Raw genomic sequence first — 22,213 nt, 5'->3', positions numbered from 1 at the left:
GGGATCGCGCGTCAGTCGCCGATGACGTCGGCGCCCGCGGGCGGGACGAAACGGAACAGCGACGGATCGGGACGCGCGTTCGGTTCCAGCGACCTGAACACGATCATCGTCGTCTGGCCGAAGTTGTCCTGCAACTCCATGCGCTTCAACAGCCCACCCGCGAGGCCCAGGCGTATCGACTGGAAACCGCTTTCCGCGTGCTTCGGTGTTGCCAGCACCCAGTCGAGCCCGTCGCCCGAGCCCGCTTCAGCGAGATTGAAATCGCGGTCCAGCGTGCCGCTGCCGGCAAGGATAGCGGCCGGCGTGCTCCCCAGGGCGTCGCCCAGGCGCTTCACGGTGACCTGGTTGAGATCCCGGTCCCACGACCACAGTTTCTCGCCGTCGCTGACGAGCAGCTGCGGATACGGCTTGTCGTAGCTCCAGCGGAACTTGCCGGGGCGCAGGAACACGAAGCTGCCGCTCGCCTGCTGCGCCCTGCGCCCCGAAGCGGACGACACGGTCTGTTCGAATTCGCCCTGCGCGCTGCGCGCGGTATCGACGAACTCGCGCAACTGTTCGACGCCGCTCGCCGCTGCCGCCGCTCCCGAGGACGCCCAAGCCGCTGCTGCGCACAGCAGCACGCGTGCAATGAACGCTGCCCGACCCCTGCTCCAATGACTCACTCGGTCTCCTTCACAGGCGCGATCACTTCGCGGTTGCCGTTGCTGCCCATCGCCGATACCAGCCCCGAACGTTCCATCTGTTCGATCAGCCGCGCCGCGCGGTTGTAGCCGATGCGCAGATGACGCTGCACGAGCGAAATCGACGGCCGCCGGGTCTTGACGACGATCTCCACGGCCTGGTCATAGAGCGGATCGGCCTCGCCGTCGCCGCTGTCTGCGCCGCCGAGCGCCCCGTCAGTCTCCTCCTCGGCGGCCGACAGGATCCCTTCGACATAATCCGGCGGACCGCTGCGCTTGAGATGGTCGACGACCTTGTGCACTTCGTCGTCGGCGACGAACGCGCCGTGCACGCGTACCGGCAGGCCGGTGCCGGGCGCGAGGTAAAGCATGTCGCCCATGCCGAGCAAGGCTTCCGCGCCCATCTGGTCGAGGATAGTGCGCGAGTCGATCTTGCTCGACACCTGGAACGCGATGCGCGTGGGCACGTTGGCCTTGATCAGGCCGGTGATAACGTCGACCGACGGGCGCTGCGTCGCGAGGATCAGGTGGATGCCGGCCGCGCGCGCCTTCTGCGCGAGCCGCGCGATCAGCTCCTCGACCTTCTTGCCGACGACCATCATCATGTCGGCGAGCTCGTCGACGACGACGACGATGTGCGGCAGCGTCTCGAGCGGCTCCGGGTTGTCAGGATTGATCGCGAACGGGTTCGTCATCGGCTTATCCGTTTCCGCCGCCTGGGTGACCGCCTTATTGAAGCCGGCGAGATTGCGCACGCCGACCGCCGCCATCAGCTTGTAGCGCTTGTCCATCTCGACGACGCACCAGTTCAGCGCGTTCGCCGCGTGCTTCATGTCGGTGACGACCGGTGCCAGCAGGTGCGGGATGCCTTCGTAGATCGACAATTCCAGCATCTTCGGGTCGACCATGATCAGCCGCACTTTCTCGGGCTCGGCCTTGTACAGCAGCGACAGGATCATCGCGTTGATGCCGACCGATTTGCCCGAACCGGTCGTGCCGGCGACGAGCAGGTGCGGCATCTTCGCCAGATCGGCGACGACCGGCTGCCCGCCGATGTCCTTGCCGAGCGCGACCGTCAGCGACGAATGCATGTCCTGATACGCCTTCGAACCCAGGATCTCGGACAGGCGCACCATCTGCCGCTTCGGGTTCGGCAGTTCCAGCGCCATGCACGACTTGCCGGGCACCGTCTCGACGACGCGGATCGACACCAGCGACAGCGCACGCGAAAGGTCTTTCGCGAGATTCACCACCTGGCTGCCCTTGACGCCGGTCGCCGGCTCGATTTCGTAGCGCGTCACGACCGGCCCGGGATACGCCGCCAGCACTTTGACCTCGACGCCGAAATCCGCGAGCTTCGTTTCGATCAGGCGCGACGTCGACTCCAGCAATTCGGCCGACGGCGGCTCGAGGTCGGCCGACGGCCGATCGAGCAGCGCGAGCGGCGGCATCGATCCGGCCGGCAGATCGACGAAGAGCGGCTGCTGCCGGCCTTTCTCGACGCGCTCGGGCTTTGGCGTGTCGACCATCGCCGGCTCGATCCGCGCCGGCTCGATGCGCCCGGACGGGGACGGCGACGCTTCGGCTTTGCGCCGCTTCGGCTCGACGAGCGCGGCCTTTTGCGCCACCGGTTGCGCCGCCTTGCGCTCGGTTCGGCCACGCCACGCCTGCCGCAGCGTGCTGCACCCGCGCTCGACCGAAGTGCCGATCCGCTCGACGAGCGACAGCCACGAGATGCCCGAGAAAAGACTCAACCCGGACGCGAACAGCGCCAACAACAGCAGCGTGCCGCCCGTAAAGCCGAGATAACGCTGCACCGCCGCGCCCAGTTCCATGCCGACGAGGCCGCCGGGAGCCAGCGGAATGCTTGCGCCGTGCGAGTGAAAGCGCAGCGATTCGAGCGCGCTACTGGCGACCAGCACGACGAAGAAACCTACCAGAACGATGAAGAACGACCGCCTGTCGAGGCGCAGGTCATGCTTCAGCCGGCGAAAGCCCCACACCAGCCCGTAGCCGAGAAAAACCACCCACCACCACGCGGACACGCCGAACAGGTAATACAGCAGATCCGCGAGCCACGCGCCAAAGCGCCCGCCCGGGTTGGCGATACGCGACACTTCGGCGGCGTGCGACCAGCCCGGATCGGCCTTGCTGTAGCCGAGCAGCACGAGGCCGACATACAGCGACATCACGCCGAGAATCAGCCAGCGGGCTTCTTGCAGCAGCAGCGAGATCTTTTCCGGCAAAGGCTGGGAGCGTGAGGACAGGCGGGACGACATGAGGAGAAACTTGAGGCCGGAGGAAAACGACGGTGCGAAATTATATGCGATCCGTCAACATGGCCGTTGCCGCTGTTGCGAAGGGAAACAGACCGGATCGATTCAGACGATCTGCAGGCGATCGCGCAGCACGATGCCGGCGCCGGTTTCCTCGATAAGCCCTTGCGCGGCGAGGTCCTTCATGACCCTGCTGACCATCTCGCGCGACGCACCGATCATTTTCGCGATGTCCTGCTTCGTGATCTTGCGCACCACCACCGTATCCCCGTTCACTTCCTCGGACATTTCAAGCAGCAGGCGCGCGACGCGGCCGTAGACGTCCATCAGCGCGAGGCTCTCGATCTTGCGATCGGCATTGCGCAGGCGTTCGGCGAGGTTGGCCATGATGCGCCAGGCCACTTCGAAGTTGCCCTGCATGATCGTGCGAAAATCGTTTTTCGCGATCATCACGAGGTCGGAAGGCATCACCGCGACGACGGTCGCCGAGCGCGGTTGCTCGCCGAACATGCCCATCTCGCCGAACAGTTCGCCCTGCCCCAGAATCGTCAGGATCACCTCGCGGCCGTCCTCGTCGCTGACGACGACCTTGAGGCTCCCGGTCAGGACCAGGTAGACAAAATCGCAGCGCTCGCCGGCATGCACCACGCTCTGCCCGCGGGGAATGCGGCGCATCATCGCGGAGCGGGAAACCATCGCCAGGGTGTCGTCGGACAAACCTTGAAACAGCGGAAAGGTCTTCAGGGCAGTGGTAGACACCGCGGTAGGCTGGGTCATGGCGACTCCGAAATTAGCTCGAACGTGCGTACCAGAAAACAGGAAAACTGGCGATGGACAATGCCACTGATTATACCGGAATCCACGATTGACTTTCCCGCCCGAACCGCGACATCGCGCGGATTGGGCACGTCATCTCCCCTGACAACGATGCATCTGCACTGGCAAAACTCGCTTTTGCGATCGTCACACGCTATGGACATCATTGAATCGGCGCGATAAACCGCTCGGCTATAATCCCGCTGTCGCCAACCAGGAAGAAGATCACGCTATGACAACCAAGCACGCCCGCCTGCTCATCCTCGGCTCCGGCCCGGCCGGTTACACGGCCGCAGTGTACGCTGCCCGCGCCAACCTCGATCCGGTCCTGATCACCGGACTGGCGCAGGGCGGTCAACTGATGACCACGACCGATGTCGACAACTGGCCTGCGGACGCCGAAGGCGTGATGGGCCCGGACCTCATGGCCCGCTTCCAGAAGCACGCCGAACGCTTCAACACCGAAATGATCTTCGACCACATCCACACCGTGAAGCTCGGCGAGAAACCGTTCAGGCTCATCGGCGACGCCGGGGAATACACGTGTGACGCGTTGATCATCTCGACCGGCGCGACGGCGAAATATCTCGGCATCCCGTCAGAAGAGAAATTTTCCGGCCGCGGCGTCTCCGCATGCGCGACCTGCGACGGCTTTTTCTACAAGAACCAGGACGTCGCAGTGATCGGCGGCGGCAACACGGCAGTCGAAGAAGCGCTGTACCTCGCCAACATCGCGAAGAAGGTCACGGTCGTGCATCGCCGCGAGAAATTCCGCGCCGAGAAGATCCTCATCGACAAGATGATGGAGAAAGTCGCAGCCGGGAAAATCGAGCTTGCGCTCAACTCGACGCTCGACGAAGTGCTGGGCGACAACACCGGCGTGACCGGCATGCGGGTCAGGGATGCGAACACCGGCGCGACCCGAGACGTCGCGTTGCAGGGCGTGTTCATTGCGATCGGCCACAAACCGAACACCGACATCTTCGAAGGCCAGCTCGCGATGGAAAACGGCTACATCGTCACCAAGGGCGGCCGCGAAGGCGACGCCACGGCGACCAGCGTGCCGGGCGTGTTCGCTGCGGGCGACGTGCAGGATCACATCTACCGCCAAGCGGTGACATCCGCCGGCACCGGGTGCATGGCGGCGCTCGACGCGGAGCGCTACCTGGACGCGCTCGCCGGCTGAGCACGACCATGGCCCGGCGGCTTCCCCCTGCTGCACCGAAACCGGGAGGCCGAACCGGGCGCGCGCTGCATACCCTCGAGGAACTTGCCGCGCTGCGCGGCAAGCTGACGCCGGCCGCGAGCAGCCAAAAGCCGGCGCAACCGGAGTCGGCCTCGGCTGCGGCCAAGCCCACCCGCGCCGCGACAGCCAACGGAATTCATCCGGGCGCTTCCCCTGATGACGATCCAGCACTGTTCCGCGACGCCGTGCGCAATGTCGCACCGCTTACCAAAGGGGGCGGGCGAGCGGAAATCGAGACACCGAAGCCACCGCCGCTGCCGCGTCCCCGATCGGTCGAACCCGATGCGCCGTCTCCCGCCAAGGGCTTGCCCGCCGACACACTCGAGGATGCGGCGCTCTTTCGTTCGGCGATCGGCGACGTTACGCCGCTTCGCGACCCGGGGCACGCGGAGCTCGGTCGCGCCCGTCCCTCGCCCTATCCGCTGCACATGCGGGACGAAGATCGGCACCGCATCGAGACCGATCCGACGTCGCTGCTGCTGCCGCCCGATCCCGACGCGCTCGATCCGGCGGAGCTTTTCCGTCATGCGGTGCGCGGCGCCCGGCAGATCGAGTCGCGCGACCGGGTCGAGCTGCAGCCTCCGCCGCCGCCCCCGGAGCCGCTGAAGCACAGCGAAGACGAGCAGGCTGCGTTGCGCGAATCGCTCGACGCGCCGATGAGCCTCGAAGACCGGCTGGAAATGGGGGACGAGGCGATATTCCTGCGCCCCGGCCTGCCGCGCCGCGTGCTCGTGGACTTGCGCCGCGGGCGCTGGGTGCTGCAGGGAGAAGTGGACCTGCACGGCTACAATCGGGACGACGCCCGCGAAGCGCTGGCACGCTTTCTCGCGGCGAGCCTCCAGCAGGGGCGCCGCTGCGTGCGCGTGATTCACGGCAAGGGGCTCGGGTCGCCGGGCAAGCTGTCGATCCTCAAGCACCTGTCGCGCGGCTGGCTCGCGCAACGCGAGGAAATCCTCGCCTTCTGCCAGGCCGGTCCGAACGAAGGCGGCTCCGGGGCGCTGCTGGTGCTGCTGCGGGCCGGCAATCCGCCGAAGGAGTGAACGCGGCCGGCAACCGGGGCGGAAGCAATCAGATAATCAGATCGCGGCTTCGTCCGTTTCGCCGGTGCGGATGCGCACGACCTGCTCGACGGCCGTGACGAAAATCTTGCCGTCGCCGATCTTGCCGGTGCGCGCAGCCTTGATAATCGCTTCGACCGCCTGATCCACGAGGTCGTCGCCGAGGACGATCTCGACCTTGATCTTCGGCAGAAAATCAACGACGTATTCGGCGCCGCGATACAGCTCGGTGTGGCCCTTCTGGCGGCCGAAGCCTTTGACTTCGGACACGGTCAGCCCGGCGATGCCGACTTCGGACAGCGCTTCACGGACCTCGTCGAGCTTGAACGGCTTGATGACGGCTTCGATTTTCTTCATGCAATTTCTCCTCGAGGGCTGGCGGACGCGCCGCTTCGGATCGGTCCTGTGCGGTCAGTATTCGTCCTGATAGCGCGATGTTATCGGATAACGCCAGTCCCTGCCGAAGCCACGCCTCGTCACCCGGATGCCGACCGGTGACTGGCGGCGCTTGTATTCGTTGCGCTTGAGCATCCCCACGGTGCGCCGCACGTCGGCTTCGGGGAAGCCGCGCGCGATGATCTCGCGCGGCGATTCGTCGCGCTCCATGTAGGCCTCGATGATCGCGTCGAGCACGTCGTACGGCGGCAGCGAATCCTGGTCGGTCTGGTCCGGTTTCAGCTCCGCCGACGGCGGGCGGGTGATGATGTTTTCCGGCATCACCGGACTGACCGTGTTGCGCCAGCGCGACAGGCGGAACACGAACGTCTTGTAGAGATCCTTCAGCACCGCGAAGCCGCCTGCCATGTCGCCGTACAGCGTCGCGTAGCCGGTCGCCATCTCGCTCTTGTTGCCCGTCGTCAGCACGATCGCGCCGGTCTTGTTCGACAGCGCCATCAGGATCATGCCGCGAATGCGGCTCTGCAGGTTTTCCTCGGTGGTGTCCGCCGGCAGCCCCTCGAACTGCCGGGCGAGCAGGTCGGCGAAAGTGTTCATCGCCGGCTCGATCGGGATTTCGTCGTAGCGCACGCCGAGGTTCGCGACGAGTGCACGCGAATCGTCGAGGCTCATCTGCGCCGTGTAGGGCGAAGGCATCATCACCGCACGCACCCGCTCCGGCCCGAGCGCGTCGACGGCGATGCACAGCGTCAGCGCGGAATCGATGCCGCCGGACAGGCCGATGATCGCGCCGGGAAAACCGTTCTTGCCGAGGTAGTCGCGCACACCGGTCTTGAGCGCCTCATAGACTTCCTCCTCGATCGGCCGTGCGGGAACGATTTCGCCCGGCTCCCAGCGTCCGCCGCGAAAATGCAGCACGTCGAGCCGCTCCTCGAAGGACGCCGCCTGATACATGACCTTGCCGTCGGCGTCGAGCGCGAACGATGCGCCGTCGAAAACCAGTTCGTCCTGGCCGCCGACCATGTTGCAATACACCACCGGCAGGCCGGTGTCGGCGACGCGCCCGCGCAGCACTTCGTAGCGGCGCGCGAGCTTGTTCATGTGGTACGGCGACGCGTTCAGGCCGAGCAGCAGTTCCGCGCCTTCGGCGCGCAACAGTTCGGCCGGGCCCGACTCCCACAGATCGGCGCAGATATTGACGCCCAGTTTCACGCCGTTCAGTTCGAACACGCACGCGTCGAGGCCGCGGTCGAAATAGCGTTCCTCGTCGAACACTTCGTAGTTCGGCAGCAGATGCTTGTGGTAGGTCGCGAGGACTTCGCCGTCGCGAATCACCGACGCGGCGTTGTAGCGCCAGTCGCGGCGCTCTTCCGGATGCCCGAGCACCAGCGTGATGCCTTGGGTGTGCAGAGCGATGCGGGCCACTTCCCGGCTGCATGCACGGTAGAAATCCGGTCGCAGCAGCAAGTCTTCGGGCGGATAACCGGATAGCGCCAGTTCGGGCGTCAGCAACAGGTCGGCGCCGGCTGCACGGGCCTGGTCGAGGGCGCGGATGATCCGGTCGGCGTTGCCGGTGAGGTCGCCGACGGTGAAATTCAGCTGGGCGACAGCGATAGCGAGCGTTTTGTCCATAGACGCAACTATACCGTTTCAGCCCGCAATCGGCGGAGCCGCAAGCCCAGTCGCCAAGCGCCGCGGCAGGATTCCGGGGCCGCGTCTGGACTATCATGGCCGACCGACATTGCCGACCGACAGGCGAACCGCATGGCCATTCCGGACACCCTCGCGAGGCAGGCCGACGAGCACGGCCCGTGGGCCGTCTTTCTCGTTTTCCTGCGCCTCGGCCTGACCTCGTTCGGCGGCCCGGTTGCACACCTCGGCTACTTTCGTGACGAATTCGTCACCCGCCGGCGCTGGCTCGGCGAACGCAGCTACGCCGACCTCGTCGCGCTGTGCCAGTTCCTGCCGGGGCCGGCGAGCAGCCAAGTCGGCATGGCGCTGGGCCTGGCTCGCGCCGGTTACGCGGGGATGTTCGCAGCGTGGGCAGGCTTCACGCTGCCGTCGGCGATCGCGCTGATCCTGTTCGCGCAAGGCGTGTCGCGTCACGGCGGCGTCCTCTCGCCCGGCGCGCTGCACGGCCTGAAAGTCGTCGCGGTCGCGGTGGTGGCGCAAGCAGTGTGGGGAATGGCGCGAAACCTCTGCACCGACGCGCTGCGCATCACGGTCATGGCGATCGCGACCTGCGTCGTCCTCATCGACTCGACGGCCGGGACGCAGGTCGGCGTAATCGGCGCGGCGGCGATCGCCGGAATGGTCCTGTTCAGACCCGAACCGGCCGTTGCCCACGATCCGCTACCCATTCTCGTCACGCGCCGTGCGGCCGTCGGATGCCTGTGCGCTTTCCTTGCGCTGCTGATCGGCCTGCCCCTCTTCGCGCAGTTCGTGGCGAACCCGGCTGTCGCGATGATCGACGCCTTCTACCGTGCCGGAGCGCTGGTGTTCGGCGGCGGGCATGTCGTCCTGCCGTTGCTGCAGGCCGAGGTGGTGCCGAGCGGATGGGTCGACCGCGAAACTTTCCTCGCCGGCTATGGCGCCGCGCAGGCGGTGCCCGGACCGCTGTTCACGTTCGCGGGGTTTCTCGGTGCAGCGATGAACGATGGGCCCGGGGGCTCGGCGGGAGCTGCGATCTGCCTGGCGGCGATTTTCGCCCCGTCGTTCCTGCTCGTGGTCGGCGCGCTGCCGTTCTGGGAGCAACTGCGCCGCAGTCCCCGAGCACGCTCCGCGCTGGCCGGAGTGAACGCAGCGGTCGTCGGCCTGCTGCTGGCCGCCTTATACCAGCCGGTGTGGACGAGCGCGATCCACCAGCCGCGAGACTTCGGGCTCGCCGTCGTCGCCTTCGTCGCGCTGGTGTTCTGGAAACTCCCGCCGTGGGTCGTCGTCGTCGGCAGCGGCCTTGCAGGATGGCTGATGAGTGCCGCAATTTGACCGGCTTGCCACCCTCGACTGCCGGGTTCAATTCTCCCAGTACGGGGACAGCGAAAGCCGTTCGCCTCGTCCGATCGGTCGTTTTCACCCACAGGGGGCGTGGGGAAAGCTGTGGATAAGACGTGAGCAAGCGCTCCAAGTCCCCTGCCCGCAAGGAAAATACGAGGATGCGCAATAATCGGGCACCTGCGCGAACGCCGCCGGCACGCGACAAACGAACCGCGCCGGCCGCGGTCCCACCGCTCGCTTCGACCACTACCGGGCTGCCAACGTGCCGACATACCGCTTTCGCCGTTTCGACGATGTGAACGGCATCGTTCCCGCCGCCTGGGATGCGCTCACCGACGGGCAGGCCTGCGTGTCGCACGCCTTCCTCGCCACCCTCGAGACGACCGGATGCGTCGGGCTTGGCACGGGCTGGCTGCCGCGCCATGCAACGCTGTGGGAAGGCGCACAACTGGTCGCGGCGATGCCGTTGTACGAGAAGCACCACTCGTACGGCGAATACGTCTTCGACTGGGCGTGGGCCGAGGCGTATTCGCGCCATGGCCTCGCGTACTATCCCAAGTGGCTTGCGGCAGTGCCGTTCACACCGGTGCCCGGGATGCGCCTGCTGGGCCGCGACACGACAAGCCGGCAAGCGCTGCTACAGGCAACGCTGGCGTTGGCCGAGGAAAGCGGCCTGTCGTCGCTGCATGTGCTTTTCCCTACCGAACCCGAGGCCGGATGGATGCGGGAAGCCGGCCTGCTGATCCGCCAGGGCGTGCAGTTCCACTGGTTCAACGCGCGTTACCAGGATTTCAACGACTTTCTCGGCAGTCTGAATCACGAAAAGCGCAAGAAAATCCGCCAGGACAGGCGCCACGCGGCCGCCCATGCGCTGACGTTCCGCTGGCTCGACGGCACGACGGCGAACGCCGCCGACTGGGCGTTCTTCCATCGCTGTTACGCGGCGACTTACGCGCTGCACCGCTCGACGCCCTACCTCCGCGCGCCGTTCTTCACGCAGCTGGCGTCGCGCGCGCCGCACAGCGTGCGCCTGCTGCTCGCCGAACGCGAGGGCAAGCCGGTCGCAAGCGCTTTTTTCCTGTGCGACGGCGAAGCGCTTTACGGCCGCTACTGGGGCGCGACCGAACATCTGCCGTTCCTGCATTTCGAGTTGTGCTATTACCGGGCGATCGACTACTGCATCGGCCATCGCCTGAGCCGCTTCGAAGGCGGCGCACAGGGCGAGCACAAGCTCGCGCGCGGGCTGCTGCCGGTCGTCACGCGCTCCGCGCACTGGATTCGCGAACCGCGCTGGCGCGACGCAGTGGACCGCTTTCTCGCGCAGGAAACGGCGGGCATCGATTTCTATCTCGACGAACTCACCGAGCGCTCCCCGTTCCGCACGTCGCAAAGGACAGCGCCGGAATGAGAACGGCCCGCGCTCGGCGGGCCGTTCTCAGACAAAACTGCTTGCAGTGTATTTATTTTGCGGCGTTCTTCAGGCCGTCGAGGATTTCCTGCTTCGCGTCTTCCACCGTGCCCCAGCCGAGCACCTTGACCCACTTGCCCGGCTCGAGATCCTTGTAATGCTCGAAGAAATGCACCGTCTGCTTCATCAGCAGCTCGGGCAGGTCGTCCGTGGTCTGGACCTTGTCGTACAGCGGCGTGAGCTTCGACACCGGCACCGCGACGACTTTCGCGTCCTGGCCGCCGTCGTCTTCCATCTTCAGCACGCCGACCGGACGGCAGCGGATCACCACGCCCGGCATCAGGGGAAACGGGGTCACCACCAGCACGTCGACCGGATCGCCGTCGCCCGCGACGGTGTGCGGCACGTAGCCGTAGTTGATCGGGTAGCGCATCGACGTGCCCATGAAGCGATCGACGAACACCGCGCCGCTGTCCTTATCCACTTCGAACTTGATCGGCTCGCCCTGCGCCGAAATCTCGATGATGACGTTGATGTCGTTCGGCACATCCTTGCCGGCCTTCACGAGGTCGAAACCCATAATTCCCTCTCCCATGGAAAATGTGGCGCGGATTATAAGGGGAAACGCGTCGCCCGTCGCTGATCGCAACGCCCGCTCAAGCGCGCGCCAGGTTTCGCGACCCACCCTCGACGCGCGGCGTTCGAACCGGACCGGCCGGCGCGCGCTGCAACATTGCGTTGTCATGTGACGAACAACACGGCCGCGGCTGCCGCGGGATGATAGCATCACGCCCGGCTGGCATCTTCGGCACCCTTGCAACCGGCATTCAGCACCGATGAGCACCGCGCAGCGCACGGCGCGTGCCACAGCCATGATCCAGGAAGAATTCCCAGCGGCACACCATGCTATTCAACTCGGTCAACCGGCACTGCCTGCACAACATCGTCCAGCTCGCCCAAACCCATACCGTCGAAGCCGCCGAGGACATCTTCGACGAACGCGGCATCAAGCTGTGGGCCAAGGGCAGGCCGGTGTCGGCGGATCTGCAGGAAAAGCTGCTGCGCCGCAAGCTGGCCAAGCCGCTCGAGGCGACGCTCGCCGTCGAAGGAGCCGTCGCCTTCTCCAACGTCGTCGATGCCTGCCGCGCGCAGGCCGAGGACAATCCGCTGTTCGCCCGTTTCGCCAGTCGCGACGCGCTGGCGCTTCTTGGCGGTCTCAGGACGATACCGCTGCCGCAACCGCTGCGCCTGCTGCTGACGACTGCCCACGCCAACGGCAACCGCAGCTTCGGGCACGCCCTCGCGACGATACTGGTGTGCGCCTGCATCGCGACCCGGCTAAACGCCAGCGAGCACGATGCGCAGACCCTGCTGACGGCCGCGTTGCTGCATGACCTGGGCGAGATGTACATCCATCCCGACTACCTGAGCGGGAGCCAACAGTTGCGGCCACACGACTGGAAGCACGTCGCGAGCCACCCCCGCATCGGGCAGTTGCTGATCCAGGAGCTGACGACGCTCCCGGCCGCAATCGGATTGTGCGTCGCCCATCACCACGAACGGCTCGATGGCAGCGGCTATCCGAACCAGCTCGAACGCAGCAAGCTTCACCGCCTCGGCGGCTGGCTCGCAGTTGCGGAAACAGTCGGCGCGATTCTCTCGGGAGGGCACCCCGGAGCACCGTTGCGCGCGGCGCTCGCGCTGCGCCTGGTGCCGGAAGAGTTCGACCGGGACGCCGTCGCCGCCGTCACCCAGGCGCTGCGCAAGGACGGCGACAGCTTCGGCGAGGACGACTGCCAGGGAGGGGCCGACACTCACGCGACTCATGCCCGGCTCGATCGTGCGATCACCCGTGCCGAAGACTTGCACGCGTCCCTCGACACTCCGTTCGCGCGCCAGAGCGTCGCAATGGCCCTGCAGCAACTGCACAATCTCGAAAAGTCCCTGCGCGCCACCGGCGCGGCCGAAGCCGCTTCGCTCGGCGAAGAACTCGACCGGCAGCTGGTCGCGGAAAGCAGCCAGGTCGCCCGGGAAATCGACTGGCGGATGCGCAGCCTCGCACGCAACCTTTATTTGCGCGCCGAAACCCACGCGGATGGAGCCGACCTGGCACTGCTGGCGCCGCTGATCGAGACGCTGGACGACGCTTCGCCGGCGGGAGCTGCCGCTGCGTCCGCCTGATCGCCCGGAATGGTACGAGCCGCTTTGCACCGGCCGTGCCGCTTATTCGATCACACTTACCGGGCCCGTCCGGGCACGCTAAACTCTTCGCAAGCCTCCAGCAGGAATGGACATGGACGAATTCGAAGCTCAAATGCAGGCGTTTCGCAAACAGATCGAACGGGAACTCGAAGAGGACAACATCAGCTTTCCGACCTCGTTCGACGTTTCGCTGCGCATCAAGCGGCTCGCCGACAATCCCGAATCGACGCTCGACGAGATCACGACCGTGGTCAAGGCGGAACCGGTGCTGAGCGCGAAAGCGGTGCGGATGGCGAACGCCATCGCGCTCAACCCTTACGGCAAGCAGACGACGAATGTCGGCGACGCGGTCGGGCGCATCGGCCTGTCCGCGCTGCGCTGCCTCGCTTTCGCCGTCGCCGCGGAACAGCTCGTGCAGGACCACCGCTCGCGCAACCTTCGCCTGATCGCTTCCGGCCTGTGGATGCATTCGCTCGATGTCGCGGCGTGGGCCTACGCGATCGCCAGGCACCTGAAAGTGGCCAATCCCGATACGGCAATGTTCAGCGGCATGATGACCGACATCGGCCAGTTCTTCCTCGTCGCGCGCGCCGCCGATTATCCGGCGCTCGAGAGCGGCATCGAACGCTTCGCGGAGTTCGCCGCGACGTGGAACGAGCCGGTCGGCCGCGCGGTGCTGGAAGCCTTCGAACTGCCCGACGAGATCCTCGACGCTTTCCCCTACGAAGACCCCTACGGGGGTTCATGGCCACCGGCCGAGCTGGCCGACGTCCTGTTCATCGCGTCGCTGGCCGCCGAGACGCCGCACCCGTTCGACACGCTGCTCGGCATCCGCGGCCGACCGGCGTTGCTCGGCACATCGATTTCGGGCATCGAAAGCACCCAGCTGACGCAGCTGCTCGACACCGCCCGGGCGCAGCGCCAGCACATCCTCAACGCCGTGTGCGCCTGAGCGGCGAGCGGCAGTTTTCGATAGAATCCCGCGGTTTGCTTTCCCGATCGCCCACCCAGACATCGCGCCACTAATGAAAGAAATCGCTCCTGCCCCGCCCGCTCCGGACAACCTCGACGCACTCCGGCTCGAGGTTGCCGGGATCATCGTCGAAGCGCTCAACCTCGAGCAGGCGCCGGAATCGATCCCTCCCGACGACTCCCTGTTCGGCGAAGGCCTCGGGCTCGATTCGATCGACATCCTCGAAGTGGCCCTCGTGGTATCGAAACGCTACGGCTTCCAGCTGCGCGCCGATGACGACGACAACGTCAGGATCTTCCGTTCGCTGCGCAGCCTGACCGGATACATCGCCAGCCACCGCACGCAATGAAGCTCGATTTCGAGCGCGGCACGCATCGCGCCGCACTGGTCTGCATCGTCGTGGCCTGGGCGGTGGCGGCCCATTACACGACCGCGCTGGTCGAGACTTCCTCGTGGGGAGCGCTGCTCGGCGTCGCGCCGTTCGCGTTCGTCGCCGCAACATTCGCCTGGCACTCGCCGTTGCGCACTGCGCTGCTCGCGCTGCTGGCTTTCGCGGCGCTCGGGCTCGCGCTGCTGTGGCCGACGCTCGCGCGCAACGTCGGCTGGATGTATTTCATCCAGCATGTCGGCACCAACGCCCTGCTCGGCATCGCGTTCGGCCGCACCCTGATCGGCGGGCGCGAGCCGATGTGCACGCGCGTCGCGGCGCTCATCCACGGCGCACCCGGTCCCGCGCTCGCCCGCTACACGCGCGGCGTGACGCTCGCCTGGACGCTGTTCTTCGGCCTGATGACGATGGCGTCGGTCGCACTGTTCGCGTTCGGACCGCTCGACGTGTGGTCCGCTTTCGCGAACCTGCTGACTTTTCCGCTCGTGGCGCTGATGTTCGCCAGCGAATACGCGGTGCGCCTGCGAGTCCTGCCGCCCGAAGAGCGCAGCGGCATCCTCGACGCGGTGCGCGCCTACCTGCAGCCGCCGGCAAGCGCTGCGCTCGCAGCATCGCGCGGAACGCCGGCAACGCGCCCGGCCCAACGATGAGCGAGGTTGCGCTGCCGCTGCTGGGCCATACGTGCCTCGGTGCCGCCCTCGCATGGCGTGACGGCGAACGCATCAGCGTCGCGCGCTTTCTCGGCGACGCGCACCGGCTCGCCGCGTTGCTGCCGGCCGGCGGCCACGTGCTCAATATCTGCGCCGACCGCTACCGCTTCACGGTGGGACTCGCGGCCAGCCTGCTCGCCGGCAAGGTCAGCCTGCTGCCGTCGACGCACACGCCGGAGACGGTGCGCCAGCTCGCGGCGTTTGCGCCCGATGCGTTCTGCCTCGCCGACGGCGCGTGCGACATCGACCTGCCGCAGTTCCAATACCCCGAACTCGCCGGCCCGGACCATGCCGGCCCGGTGCCCGCCGTCGCCGCCGACCAGCTCGTCGCCTGCGTGTTCACCTCCGGGTCGACCGGAACGCCGGTGCCGCACCGCAAGACCTGGGGCGCGCTCGTGCGCAACGCCGCGGCCGAAGCCGAGCGCCTCGGACTGTCGCCCGCCGCGCCTCATGCGATCGTCGGCACGGTGCCGCCGCAGCACATGTACGGCTTCGAGTCGACGGTGCTGCTCGCGCTGCAGGGCGGCGGCGCGTTCTGGGCCGGACGGCCGTTCTACCCGGCCGATATCGCCGCCGCGCTCGACGCCGTGCCCCGCCCGCGCGTGCTCGTCTCGACGCCGTTTCACCTGCGCACGCTGCTCGCCGCCGACGTGGCGCTGCCCGTCACCGATCTCGTCGTCTCGGCGACTGCCCCGCTGTCGGGCAACCTGGCCGCCGAAACCGAAGCGCGGCTGCGCGGCCCGCTGCTGGAAATCTACGGCTGTACCGAAACCGGGCAGACCGCGACGCGGCGCACCGCGCTGACAGCGGAATGGCAGCTTTTTCGCGACGTTCGCCTGAGCGTCGAGGACGGCCAGGCGTGGGCATACGGCGGACACGTCGAGCAGCGCACCGCGCTCGGCGACATCCTCGAACCAACCGCCGACGACCGTTTCCTGCTGCACGGACGGTCGGCGGACCTCGTCAACATCGCCGGCAAACGCAGTTCGCTGAGCTATCTGAACCACCAGTTGAACGCGATTCCGGGCGTGGTGGACGGCAGCTTCGTGATGCCGGACGACGAGCAGATCGACGGCGCGACGCGCTTGTGGGCGGTCGTCGTCGCGCCCGGTCTCGACCGGGCCGCGCTGCTGCACGCGTTGCGCGAGCGCATCGACCCGCTGTTCCTGCCGCGCCCGCTGCTGTTCGCCGACCGGCTCCCGCGCAACGCGACCGGCAAGCTGCCGCGCGCGGCGCTCGACGAGCTGTGCCGCCGCTTGCGCGGCGATCACGCATGAAGTTCGAAACCACGATCGTCGTCCCGCCGGACCATCCGGCATTCGCCGGGCATTTCCCCGGTCAGCCGATCCTGCCCGGCGTCGTGCTGCTTGGCTGGGCAGCCGGCGCGCTCGGCACCGCGCTGGGCCGGCCGGTGCCGCCGTGCCAGATCGCCGCGGCAAAGTTCCTGCAGCCGGTCCGTCCCGGCACCTCGCTGCTGATCCGCCATGTGCGCCAGCCCGGCGGTGCGTGGCACTTCGAGATTCTCGCCGGCGATGCGACGGTCGCGTCGGGCACGTTGAAAGTGACGGCGCCGTGACTCGCACCCGAACCGCAGCCGCGCAGCCCCCGGACCTGGACGGTTCGGCGGACGCCCGAGCGCCCGCGGCCGACACCAGCTGGACGCAACGCCCCGAGCGCAGCAACCAGGCGATGTTGCGGCTGATGACGTGGATTTCGCTGCGTCTCGGGCGTCGCGCCGGACGGCTCGTGCTGCGGCTCATCGCCGGCTATTTTCTGCTGTTCGCGCCCGCCGCACGGCGTGCGTCACGGGCGTACCTGGCGCGCGTGCTCGAACGCGCGCCGCGGCCGGCCGAATTGTTCCGGCATTTCCTCGGTTTCGCGACGACGATCCACGACCGCATCTATCTCCTCAACGAACGATTCGACCTGTTCGACATCCGCGTCCACGGCGGCGAACTGATCCGCGACATCGTCGCCGACGGCAATGGCGTGTTCCTGATTGGCGCCCACATCGGGAGCTTCGAGGTGATCCGCGCGGTCGGGCGCCAGCAGCCGGGGATCAGGGTCGCGATGGTGATGTACGAAGACAACGCGCAGAAAATCAACCGCACGCTGGCGGCGATCAATCCGGCCGCGCAGCAGGACATCATCCCGCTCGGCCGACTCGATTCGATGCTGCAGGTGCGCGAACGGCTCGACGACGGCATGCTCGTCGGCATGCTCGCCGACCGCAGCGTGGGTCCGGACGCAGTCGAACGCGTCGATTTTGTCGGCGCGCCGGCAAACTTCCCCGCCGGACCGTGGCGCATCGCGGCGATGCTGAAACGTCCGGTGATCCTGATGGTCGGCCTCTACCGCGGCGGCAACCGCTACGACATCCATTTCGAACAGCTTGCCGATTTCAGCAACGTCACGCGCGAAACCCGCGGCGCGGCGCAGCGCGACGCGATCGTCCGCTACGCCGCGCGGCTCGAACATCACGTGCGGCAAGCACCGTTCAACTGGTTCAACTTCTTCGATTTCTGGCAACCGGCGCGCAGCCGGGACGCCGACTGACGTCCGGGAGCCGCTGGTGCGACGAGCCGGCCTGATCCCGCTGCTGTGTGCTGTCGCGCTCGCGATCGCAGCGCCGCTCGCTGCTGCCGAAGCATGGAGCCTCGAACAGCTGATGCACGCGCTCGGCAAGCAGCGCTCCGGTCGGGCGCACTTCGTCGAACGCAAGCACCTCGCAATCCTCGACGCCCCGGTCGAGTCGTCCGGCGAGCTGCGCTTTCGCGCTCCCGACCGGCTGGAGAAGATCACGCTCGAGCCGCGCCCCGAATCGCTGGTGCTCGAAGGCAACACCTTGACGGTGGTGCGCGGCGAGCGCCGCCACGTCGTGCAGCTGTCCGATTACCGTGAGATCGCCGCGTTCATCGACAGCATCCGCGCGACCCTCGCCGGCGACCGGGCCGCGCTCGAGCGGACTTACGCAACAAGCCTCGCGGGCACGCCCCAGAGCTGGACACTGACGCTGCTGCCGCGCGACCCGAAAATGGCCGAAGTCGTGCTGCGCATCACGATCAGCGGCAGCCATGCGCAATTGGACGGCATCGAGATCCTGCAGGCCGACGGCGACAGCTCGGTGATGGAGATCGTCCCGGAGCGCGTCGCGCGATGACGCGACGCCTCCTGCCGGCGCTGCTGGCGTGGCTCGCGTTCGTCGGGCTGTCCGTCGCGGTCGTCAGCCAGACGCGCTTCACCAGCGATCTGTCGGCCTTCCTGCCCGCCAGCCCGACCGCCGAACAACAGGTCCTCGTCGATCAGCTGCGCGACGGCATGGTGTCGCGCCTGCTGCTGATCGGCATCGAAGGCGGCGACGCCACGATGCGCGCGGCGCTGTCGCGCGAGCTTGCGCGACAGCTGCGGGCCGATCCGGCGTTCGGCGTCGTCGCCAACGGCGAACCGGTCCATCGCGAGCGCGACCAGGCGCTGCTGTTCGGCAACCGCTACCTGCTCAGTCCCGCCGTCACGCCGCAGCGCTTCAGCGTCGAAGGCCTGCATGCCGCGATTAGCGAGTCGGTCGATCTGCTTGCCTCGCCGCTGGGCATGCTGACGAAGTCGCTGCTGCCGCGCGATCCGACCGGCGAGATGATGCAACTCCTCGAACGTCTCGACGGCGACGCCCGTCCTGCGCTCGTCGACGGCACGTGGGCGTCGCGTGACGGGCAGCGCGCGCTGCTGCTCGCGCAGACGCGCGCCGCCGGTTCCGATCTCGACGCCCAGCAGGAAGCGATCGCGAAAGTGCGCGAAGCGTTCACGACCGTCGCGCAGGCGCAGCAGGCCGGCGACGCGCGCTTGCTGCTTTCCGGCCCCGGCGTCTTCGCCGTCGCCTCGCGCGCGACGATCCAGGACGAAGTGCTGCGGCTGACGCTGGTGTCGATCACACTGATCGTCACGCTGCTGCTGTTCATCTACCGTTCCGCGACCGCGCTGCTGCTCGGGCTGCTGCCAGTCGTCTGCGGGGCGCTCGCCGGAGTCGTCGCAGTGAGCCTCGGTTTCGGCGTCGTCCATGGCATCACGCTCGGCTTCGGCACGACGCTGATCGGCGAAGCGGTCGACTACGCGATCTACCTTTTCGTCCAGTCCGCGCCGGCCGGCGAGCGCAACGAAGCGGAGCGCCGCCCCGGCATCGCGGCGTTCTGGCCGACGATCCAGCTCGGCGTGCTGACGTCGATCTGCGGGTTCGCGACGCTGCTGTTCTCCGGCTTCCCGGGGCTCGCGCAGCTCGGTCTGTATTCGGTCGCCGGCCTCGTCGCGGCTGTCGCGACGACGCGCTTCGTGCTGCCTCATCTGCTGCCATCGGGCTTCGCGATCCGCGACGTCGGTCCACTCGGAGTGCAGCTGCAGCACCTGCTGGTGAACGCACGCCATCTGCGCTGGGGAATCGTCGCGCTGGCGCTGGCCGCCGCAGCGGTGATCCACGTCAACCGCGACCGCGTATGGAACCGCGAGCTCGCCGCGCTGAGCCCGGTCCCGGCTGCAGACCAGGCCCTCGACCTCGCACTGCGCAGCGATCTCGGCGCCCCGGATGTGCGCCATCTCGTCGTCGTCAGCGGCCGCGACGCCGAAAGCGCGCTACAAGCCGCCGAAGCAGTCGGCACGCGCCTGCAGCAGCTCGCGAACGAAGGGGCGATCGGAGGATTCGAGAGTCCCGCGCTGTATCTTCCGTCGCAGGCAACGCAGCTCGCCCGCCGCGCGAGCCTTCCCGAACCGCCCGAACTGGGCCGCCGGCTCGAACTCGCGACGACCGGCCTGCCGCTCCCGGCCGCGCGCCTCGGGCCGTTCGTCTCCGATGTCGCCGCCGCACGCGAACGGGCGCCGCTGACGCGCGCCGATCTCGACGGTACGAGCTTCGCCCTCGCCGTCGATTCGCTGCTGATCCCGCAGCGGGACCACTGGATCGCGCTGCTGCCGTTGCGCGCGCCGAGCGACGGGCCCTTTGCGCATGCGATCGACCCGAACCGCGTGCGCACCGCGGTCGAAGCGACCGACGCACGCGCGCTGTTCATCGACCTGAAAGGCGAATCCGACCGCCTCTATTCCGGTTACCTCAACGAAGCGCTGCTCCTCGCGCTCGCCGGTGTTGCGGCAATCGTCGCGCTGCTCGGGCTCGTGCTGCGCTCGGCCGCCCGCGTGCTGCGCGTGCTCGCGCCGCTCGTCGCAGCGGTGCTGGTCGTCGTCGCCGGCCTCGTGCTCGCCGGCGTCACGCTGACGATCCTGCATCTGGTCGGCCTGCTCCTGATCGTCGCGGTCGGCTCGAACTACGCCCTCTTCTTCGACGGCAGCGAAAGCTCCGGGGGACCGACTCCGCGCACGCTCGCGTCGATGCTGTTCGCAAACTTGACCACTGTCGCCGGTTTCGGCGTGCTGGCGTTCTCGTCGGTGCCGGTGCTGCAGGCGATCGGCGGCACCGTCGGCCCCGGTGCGATCCTCGCACTGCTGTTCGCGGCAGTCCTGTCGCGGCCCTGATGCCCCGCCGCTACCGCCCGACCCCGCTGATCGGACTGTCCGTCGCACTGCACGGCGCGGCTGCCGGCGGGCTGCTGCTGCAGCCGGATACATGGCCGTGGGCGGCGGGCGCGCTCTCAGCGAACCACGCGCTGCTGACCACTGCCGGCCTGCTGCCGCGCTGCCGGCTGCTCGGCCCGAACTGGACGCGCCTGCCGACTGCGGCGGCGGGGCGCGGCGAAATCGCGCTGACGATCGATGATGGCCCGGATCCGCACGTGACGCCACGCGTGCTCGACCTGCTCGACCGCCACGGCGCACGGGCGAGCTTCTTCGTCATCGGCCGGCGTGTCGCACAGCATCCGGCGCTCGCGCGCGAGATCGTCGCCCGCGGCCATGCGCTCGAAAACCACAGCGAACAGCACCTGAAAAGCTTCTCGTTGCGCGGGCCACGCTGGTTCGAGCGCGAGATCCGGGCAGCGCAGCAGACGATCGCCGCATGCTGCGGCGACGTCCCGCGCTTCTTCCGCGCCCCAGCCGGACTGCGCAATCCGTTCCTCGAACCGGTGCTGGCCCGCCTCGACCTGCAGCTCGCGGCGTGGACGCGCCGCGCTTACGACACGCGTAATGGCGACGCGGGAAAAATCGGCGACCGCCTGCTCGGCGGGCTCGCGGGCGGCGACATCCTGCTGCTGCACGACGGCAACGCCGCACGCAGCCAAGACGGCACGCCGGTGATCCTCGACGTGCTGCCGCGCCTTCTCGCCGGCTGCGCGGCCGCCGGACTGCGCCCGGTCACTTTGCGGGCGGCGATCCGGTGAGCGACACCCTGTTCCGCGCACTGCTCGATGCGGCGAGCGCCGCGTACCGTCCGGCGGGTCCGTTCGCGTACCACTTCGCGCGCGGCAAGCTCGGGGGGGACCCGCTGTTCCGCAAGGTGCTGCAGCGCGGCATGTTCCCCGCCGCAGCCCGTGTCGTCGATCTGGGCTGCGGCCAGGGGCTTCTGGCGTCGTGGCTGCTCGCTGCGCAGCGCCTTCATGAGGGCGGACGATGGGCGGGAGAGTGGCCGGCACCGCCGAAGCTGCTGGGGCTGCGCGGCATCGACCGCAATCCCCGCGATGTGGCGCGGGCGCGCCGCGCGCTCGCCGAGGATGCGGCGCTCGTCGAGATCCGGCAAGGCGACATCGCGACGCTCGAAGGGGCGGACTTCGGCCCGGTCGACGTCGTCACGGTTCTCGACGTGCTGCACTACCTCGACTTCGCCGCTCAGGAAAGCGTGCTGCGCAAGGTCCGCGCCGCGCTGCCCGCCGGCGGGCTGCTTTTGGCCCGCGTCGGCGACTCAGACGCCGGCCTGCCGCACCGCCTGTCGACCGCGGTCGACCTCGCCGTCGCGTTCGCCCGCGGGCACCGTCTGCCGCGGCTGTACTGCCGATCGTCGCGAAGCTGGATCGCACTTCTCGAAGGGCTCGGCTTTTCAGTGCAGGGCGAGCCGATGGGCCGCGGCAAATCGTTCGCGAACGTGATGCTCGTCGCACAGGTGCCGCTTTGAAGCGGCCGCTGCGCTTCAGGCGCGTTG

General features: G+C 67.7%; 21 protein-coding genes. 15 read left to right on the top strand and 6 right to left on the bottom strand.

Annotation, left to right across the window (positions count from 1 at the left end; genetic code table 11):
* Window positions 1-11: 11 nt before the first annotated feature.
* From lolA to GO608_RS16005, 3 genes are all read right to left on the bottom strand, one after another.
* Complete coding sequence (lolA, locus tag GO608_RS16015; protein ID WP_425532306.1) at window positions 12-662, bottom strand: outer membrane lipoprotein periplasmic chaperone LolA; 651 nt, start codon at window positions 660-662, stop codon at window positions 12-14.
* Window positions 659-2,959, bottom strand: a complete 2,301-nt coding sequence (locus tag GO608_RS16010; protein WP_169200196.1) for a DNA translocase FtsK — start codon at window positions 2,957-2,959, stop codon at window positions 659-661. Before GO608_RS16010 ends, lolA begins: the two co-directional genes overlap by 4 nt.
* Before the next feature lie 102 nt (window positions 2,960-3,061).
* Window positions 3,062-3,733: a Crp/Fnr family transcriptional regulator gene (locus tag GO608_RS16005; protein WP_169200195.1), complete on the bottom strand. Its 672-nt coding sequence runs from the start codon at window positions 3,731-3,733 to the stop codon at window positions 3,062-3,064.
* 271 nt (window positions 3,734-4,004) lie between these two features.
* Between GO608_RS16005 and trxB the strand changes: the two genes are divergently transcribed.
* Together trxB and GO608_RS15995 are read left to right on the top strand one after the other, a co-directional pair.
* Window positions 4,005-4,958, top strand: a complete 954-nt coding sequence (trxB, locus tag GO608_RS16000; protein WP_169200194.1) for a thioredoxin-disulfide reductase — start codon at window positions 4,005-4,007, stop codon at window positions 4,956-4,958.
* 8 nt (window positions 4,959-4,966) lie between these two features.
* A complete protein-coding gene (locus tag GO608_RS15995; RefSeq protein ID WP_169200193.1) occupies window positions 4,967-6,058 on the top strand; it encodes a Smr/MutS family protein in 1,092 nt (363 codons plus the stop codon).
* A gap of 36 nt (window positions 6,059-6,094) precedes the next feature.
* Here the strand turns inward: GO608_RS15995 and GO608_RS15990 are convergent, their stop codons facing one another.
* Both GO608_RS15990 and GO608_RS15985 read right to left on the bottom strand, forming a co-directional pair.
* On the bottom strand, window positions 6,095-6,433 hold the full coding sequence (locus GO608_RS15990) for a P-II family nitrogen regulator (protein ID WP_011239769.1): 339 nt from the start codon (window positions 6,431-6,433) through the stop codon (window positions 6,095-6,097).
* A 54-nt stretch (window positions 6,434-6,487) separates the two neighbouring features.
* The gene (locus tag GO608_RS15985; RefSeq protein WP_211159574.1) at window positions 6,488-8,104 is read right to left on the bottom strand and encodes an NAD+ synthase; all 1,617 of its coding nucleotides are present in this window, start codon (window positions 8,102-8,104) and stop codon (window positions 6,488-6,490) included.
* 132 nt (window positions 8,105-8,236) lie between these two features.
* Between GO608_RS15985 and chrA the strand changes: the two genes are divergently transcribed.
* Both chrA and GO608_RS15975 read left to right on the top strand, forming a co-directional pair.
* Window positions 8,237-9,457 carry a chromate efflux transporter gene (chrA, locus tag GO608_RS15980; protein WP_169200192.1) on the top strand — a complete coding sequence of 407 codons (1,221 nt, stop codon included), beginning with the start codon at window positions 8,237-8,239 and terminating at the stop codon, window positions 9,455-9,457.
* Between the two features lie 271 nt (window positions 9,458-9,728).
* On the top strand, window positions 9,729-10,874 hold the full coding sequence (locus GO608_RS15975) for a GNAT family N-acetyltransferase (RefSeq protein WP_169200191.1): 1,146 nt from the start codon (window positions 9,729-9,731) through the stop codon (window positions 10,872-10,874).
* 52 nt (window positions 10,875-10,926) lie between these two features.
* Here GO608_RS15975 and ppa read toward each other — a convergent pair whose 3' ends face one another.
* Complete coding sequence (gene ppa / locus GO608_RS15970) at window positions 10,927-11,454, bottom strand: inorganic diphosphatase (RefSeq protein WP_053419553.1); 528 nt, start codon at window positions 11,452-11,454, stop codon at window positions 10,927-10,929.
* Between the two features lie 323 nt (window positions 11,455-11,777).
* Here ppa and GO608_RS15965 point away from each other — a divergent pair, with 323 nt between their 5' ends.
* The 11 genes from GO608_RS15965 (at window position 11,778) to GO608_RS15915 (ending at window position 22,186) form a co-directional block, all read left to right on the top strand.
* The gene (locus tag GO608_RS15965) at window positions 11,778-13,055 is read left to right on the top strand and encodes an HD-GYP domain-containing protein (RefSeq protein WP_169200190.1); all 1,278 of its coding nucleotides are present in this window, start codon (window positions 11,778-11,780) and stop codon (window positions 13,053-13,055) included.
* A 112-nt stretch (window positions 13,056-13,167) separates the two neighbouring features.
* On the top strand, window positions 13,168-14,028 hold the full coding sequence (locus GO608_RS15960; protein WP_169200189.1) for an HDOD domain-containing protein: 861 nt from the start codon (window positions 13,168-13,170) through the stop codon (window positions 14,026-14,028).
* A 73-nt stretch (window positions 14,029-14,101) separates the two neighbouring features.
* Entirely contained in the window at window positions 14,102-14,398 is a 297-nt protein-coding gene (locus tag GO608_RS15955) for a phosphopantetheine-binding protein (protein ID WP_169200188.1), read from the top strand.
* Window positions 14,395-15,087, top strand: coding sequence for a COG4648 family protein (locus tag GO608_RS15950; protein WP_169200187.1), 693 nt, complete (start codon window positions 14,395-14,397; stop codon window positions 15,085-15,087). Before GO608_RS15955 ends, GO608_RS15950 begins: the two co-directional genes overlap by 4 nt.
* Window positions 15,084-16,424 carry an AMP-binding protein gene (locus GO608_RS15945; protein WP_169200186.1) on the top strand — a complete coding sequence of 447 codons (1,341 nt, stop codon included), beginning with the start codon at window positions 15,084-15,086 and terminating at the stop codon, window positions 16,422-16,424. Before GO608_RS15950 ends, GO608_RS15945 begins: the two co-directional genes overlap by 4 nt.
* Window positions 16,421-16,723: a 3-hydroxyacyl-ACP dehydratase FabZ family protein gene (locus GO608_RS15940; protein ID WP_169200185.1), complete on the top strand. Its 303-nt coding sequence runs from the start codon at window positions 16,421-16,423 to the stop codon at window positions 16,721-16,723. The genes GO608_RS15945 and GO608_RS15940 overlap by 4 nt, the downstream gene beginning before the upstream one ends.
* On the top strand, window positions 16,720-17,703 hold the full coding sequence (locus tag GO608_RS15935; protein ID WP_343316848.1) for a lysophospholipid acyltransferase family protein: 984 nt from the start codon (window positions 16,720-16,722) through the stop codon (window positions 17,701-17,703). The genes GO608_RS15940 and GO608_RS15935 overlap by 4 nt, the downstream gene beginning before the upstream one ends.
* Window positions 17,704-17,719: 16 nt before the next feature.
* Entirely contained in the window at window positions 17,720-18,307 is a 588-nt protein-coding gene (locus tag GO608_RS15930; RefSeq protein ID WP_169200183.1) for an outer membrane lipoprotein carrier protein LolA, read from the top strand.
* Window positions 18,304-20,658, top strand: a complete 2,355-nt coding sequence (locus GO608_RS15925) for an MMPL family transporter (protein ID WP_169200182.1) — start codon at window positions 18,304-18,306, stop codon at window positions 20,656-20,658. The genes GO608_RS15930 and GO608_RS15925 overlap by 4 nt, the downstream gene beginning before the upstream one ends.
* Window positions 20,658-21,458 (top strand): polysaccharide deacetylase family protein, encoded by an 801-nt coding sequence (locus GO608_RS15920; protein WP_169200181.1) that lies wholly within the window; start codon window positions 20,658-20,660, stop codon window positions 21,456-21,458. Before GO608_RS15925 ends, GO608_RS15920 begins: the two co-directional genes overlap by 1 nt.
* Window positions 21,455-22,186: a class I SAM-dependent methyltransferase gene (locus GO608_RS15915; protein WP_169200180.1), complete on the top strand. Its 732-nt coding sequence runs from the start codon at window positions 21,455-21,457 to the stop codon at window positions 22,184-22,186. The genes GO608_RS15920 and GO608_RS15915 overlap by 4 nt, the downstream gene beginning before the upstream one ends.
* Window positions 22,187-22,213: the final 27 nt, after the last annotated feature.

Origin of the sequence: Aromatoleum buckelii, assembly GCF_012910785.2 — a bacterium.
GTDB lineage: Bacteria > Pseudomonadota > Gammaproteobacteria > Burkholderiales > Rhodocyclaceae > Aromatoleum > Aromatoleum buckelii.
This window is presented reverse-complemented; position numbering and strand designations above follow the sequence as displayed.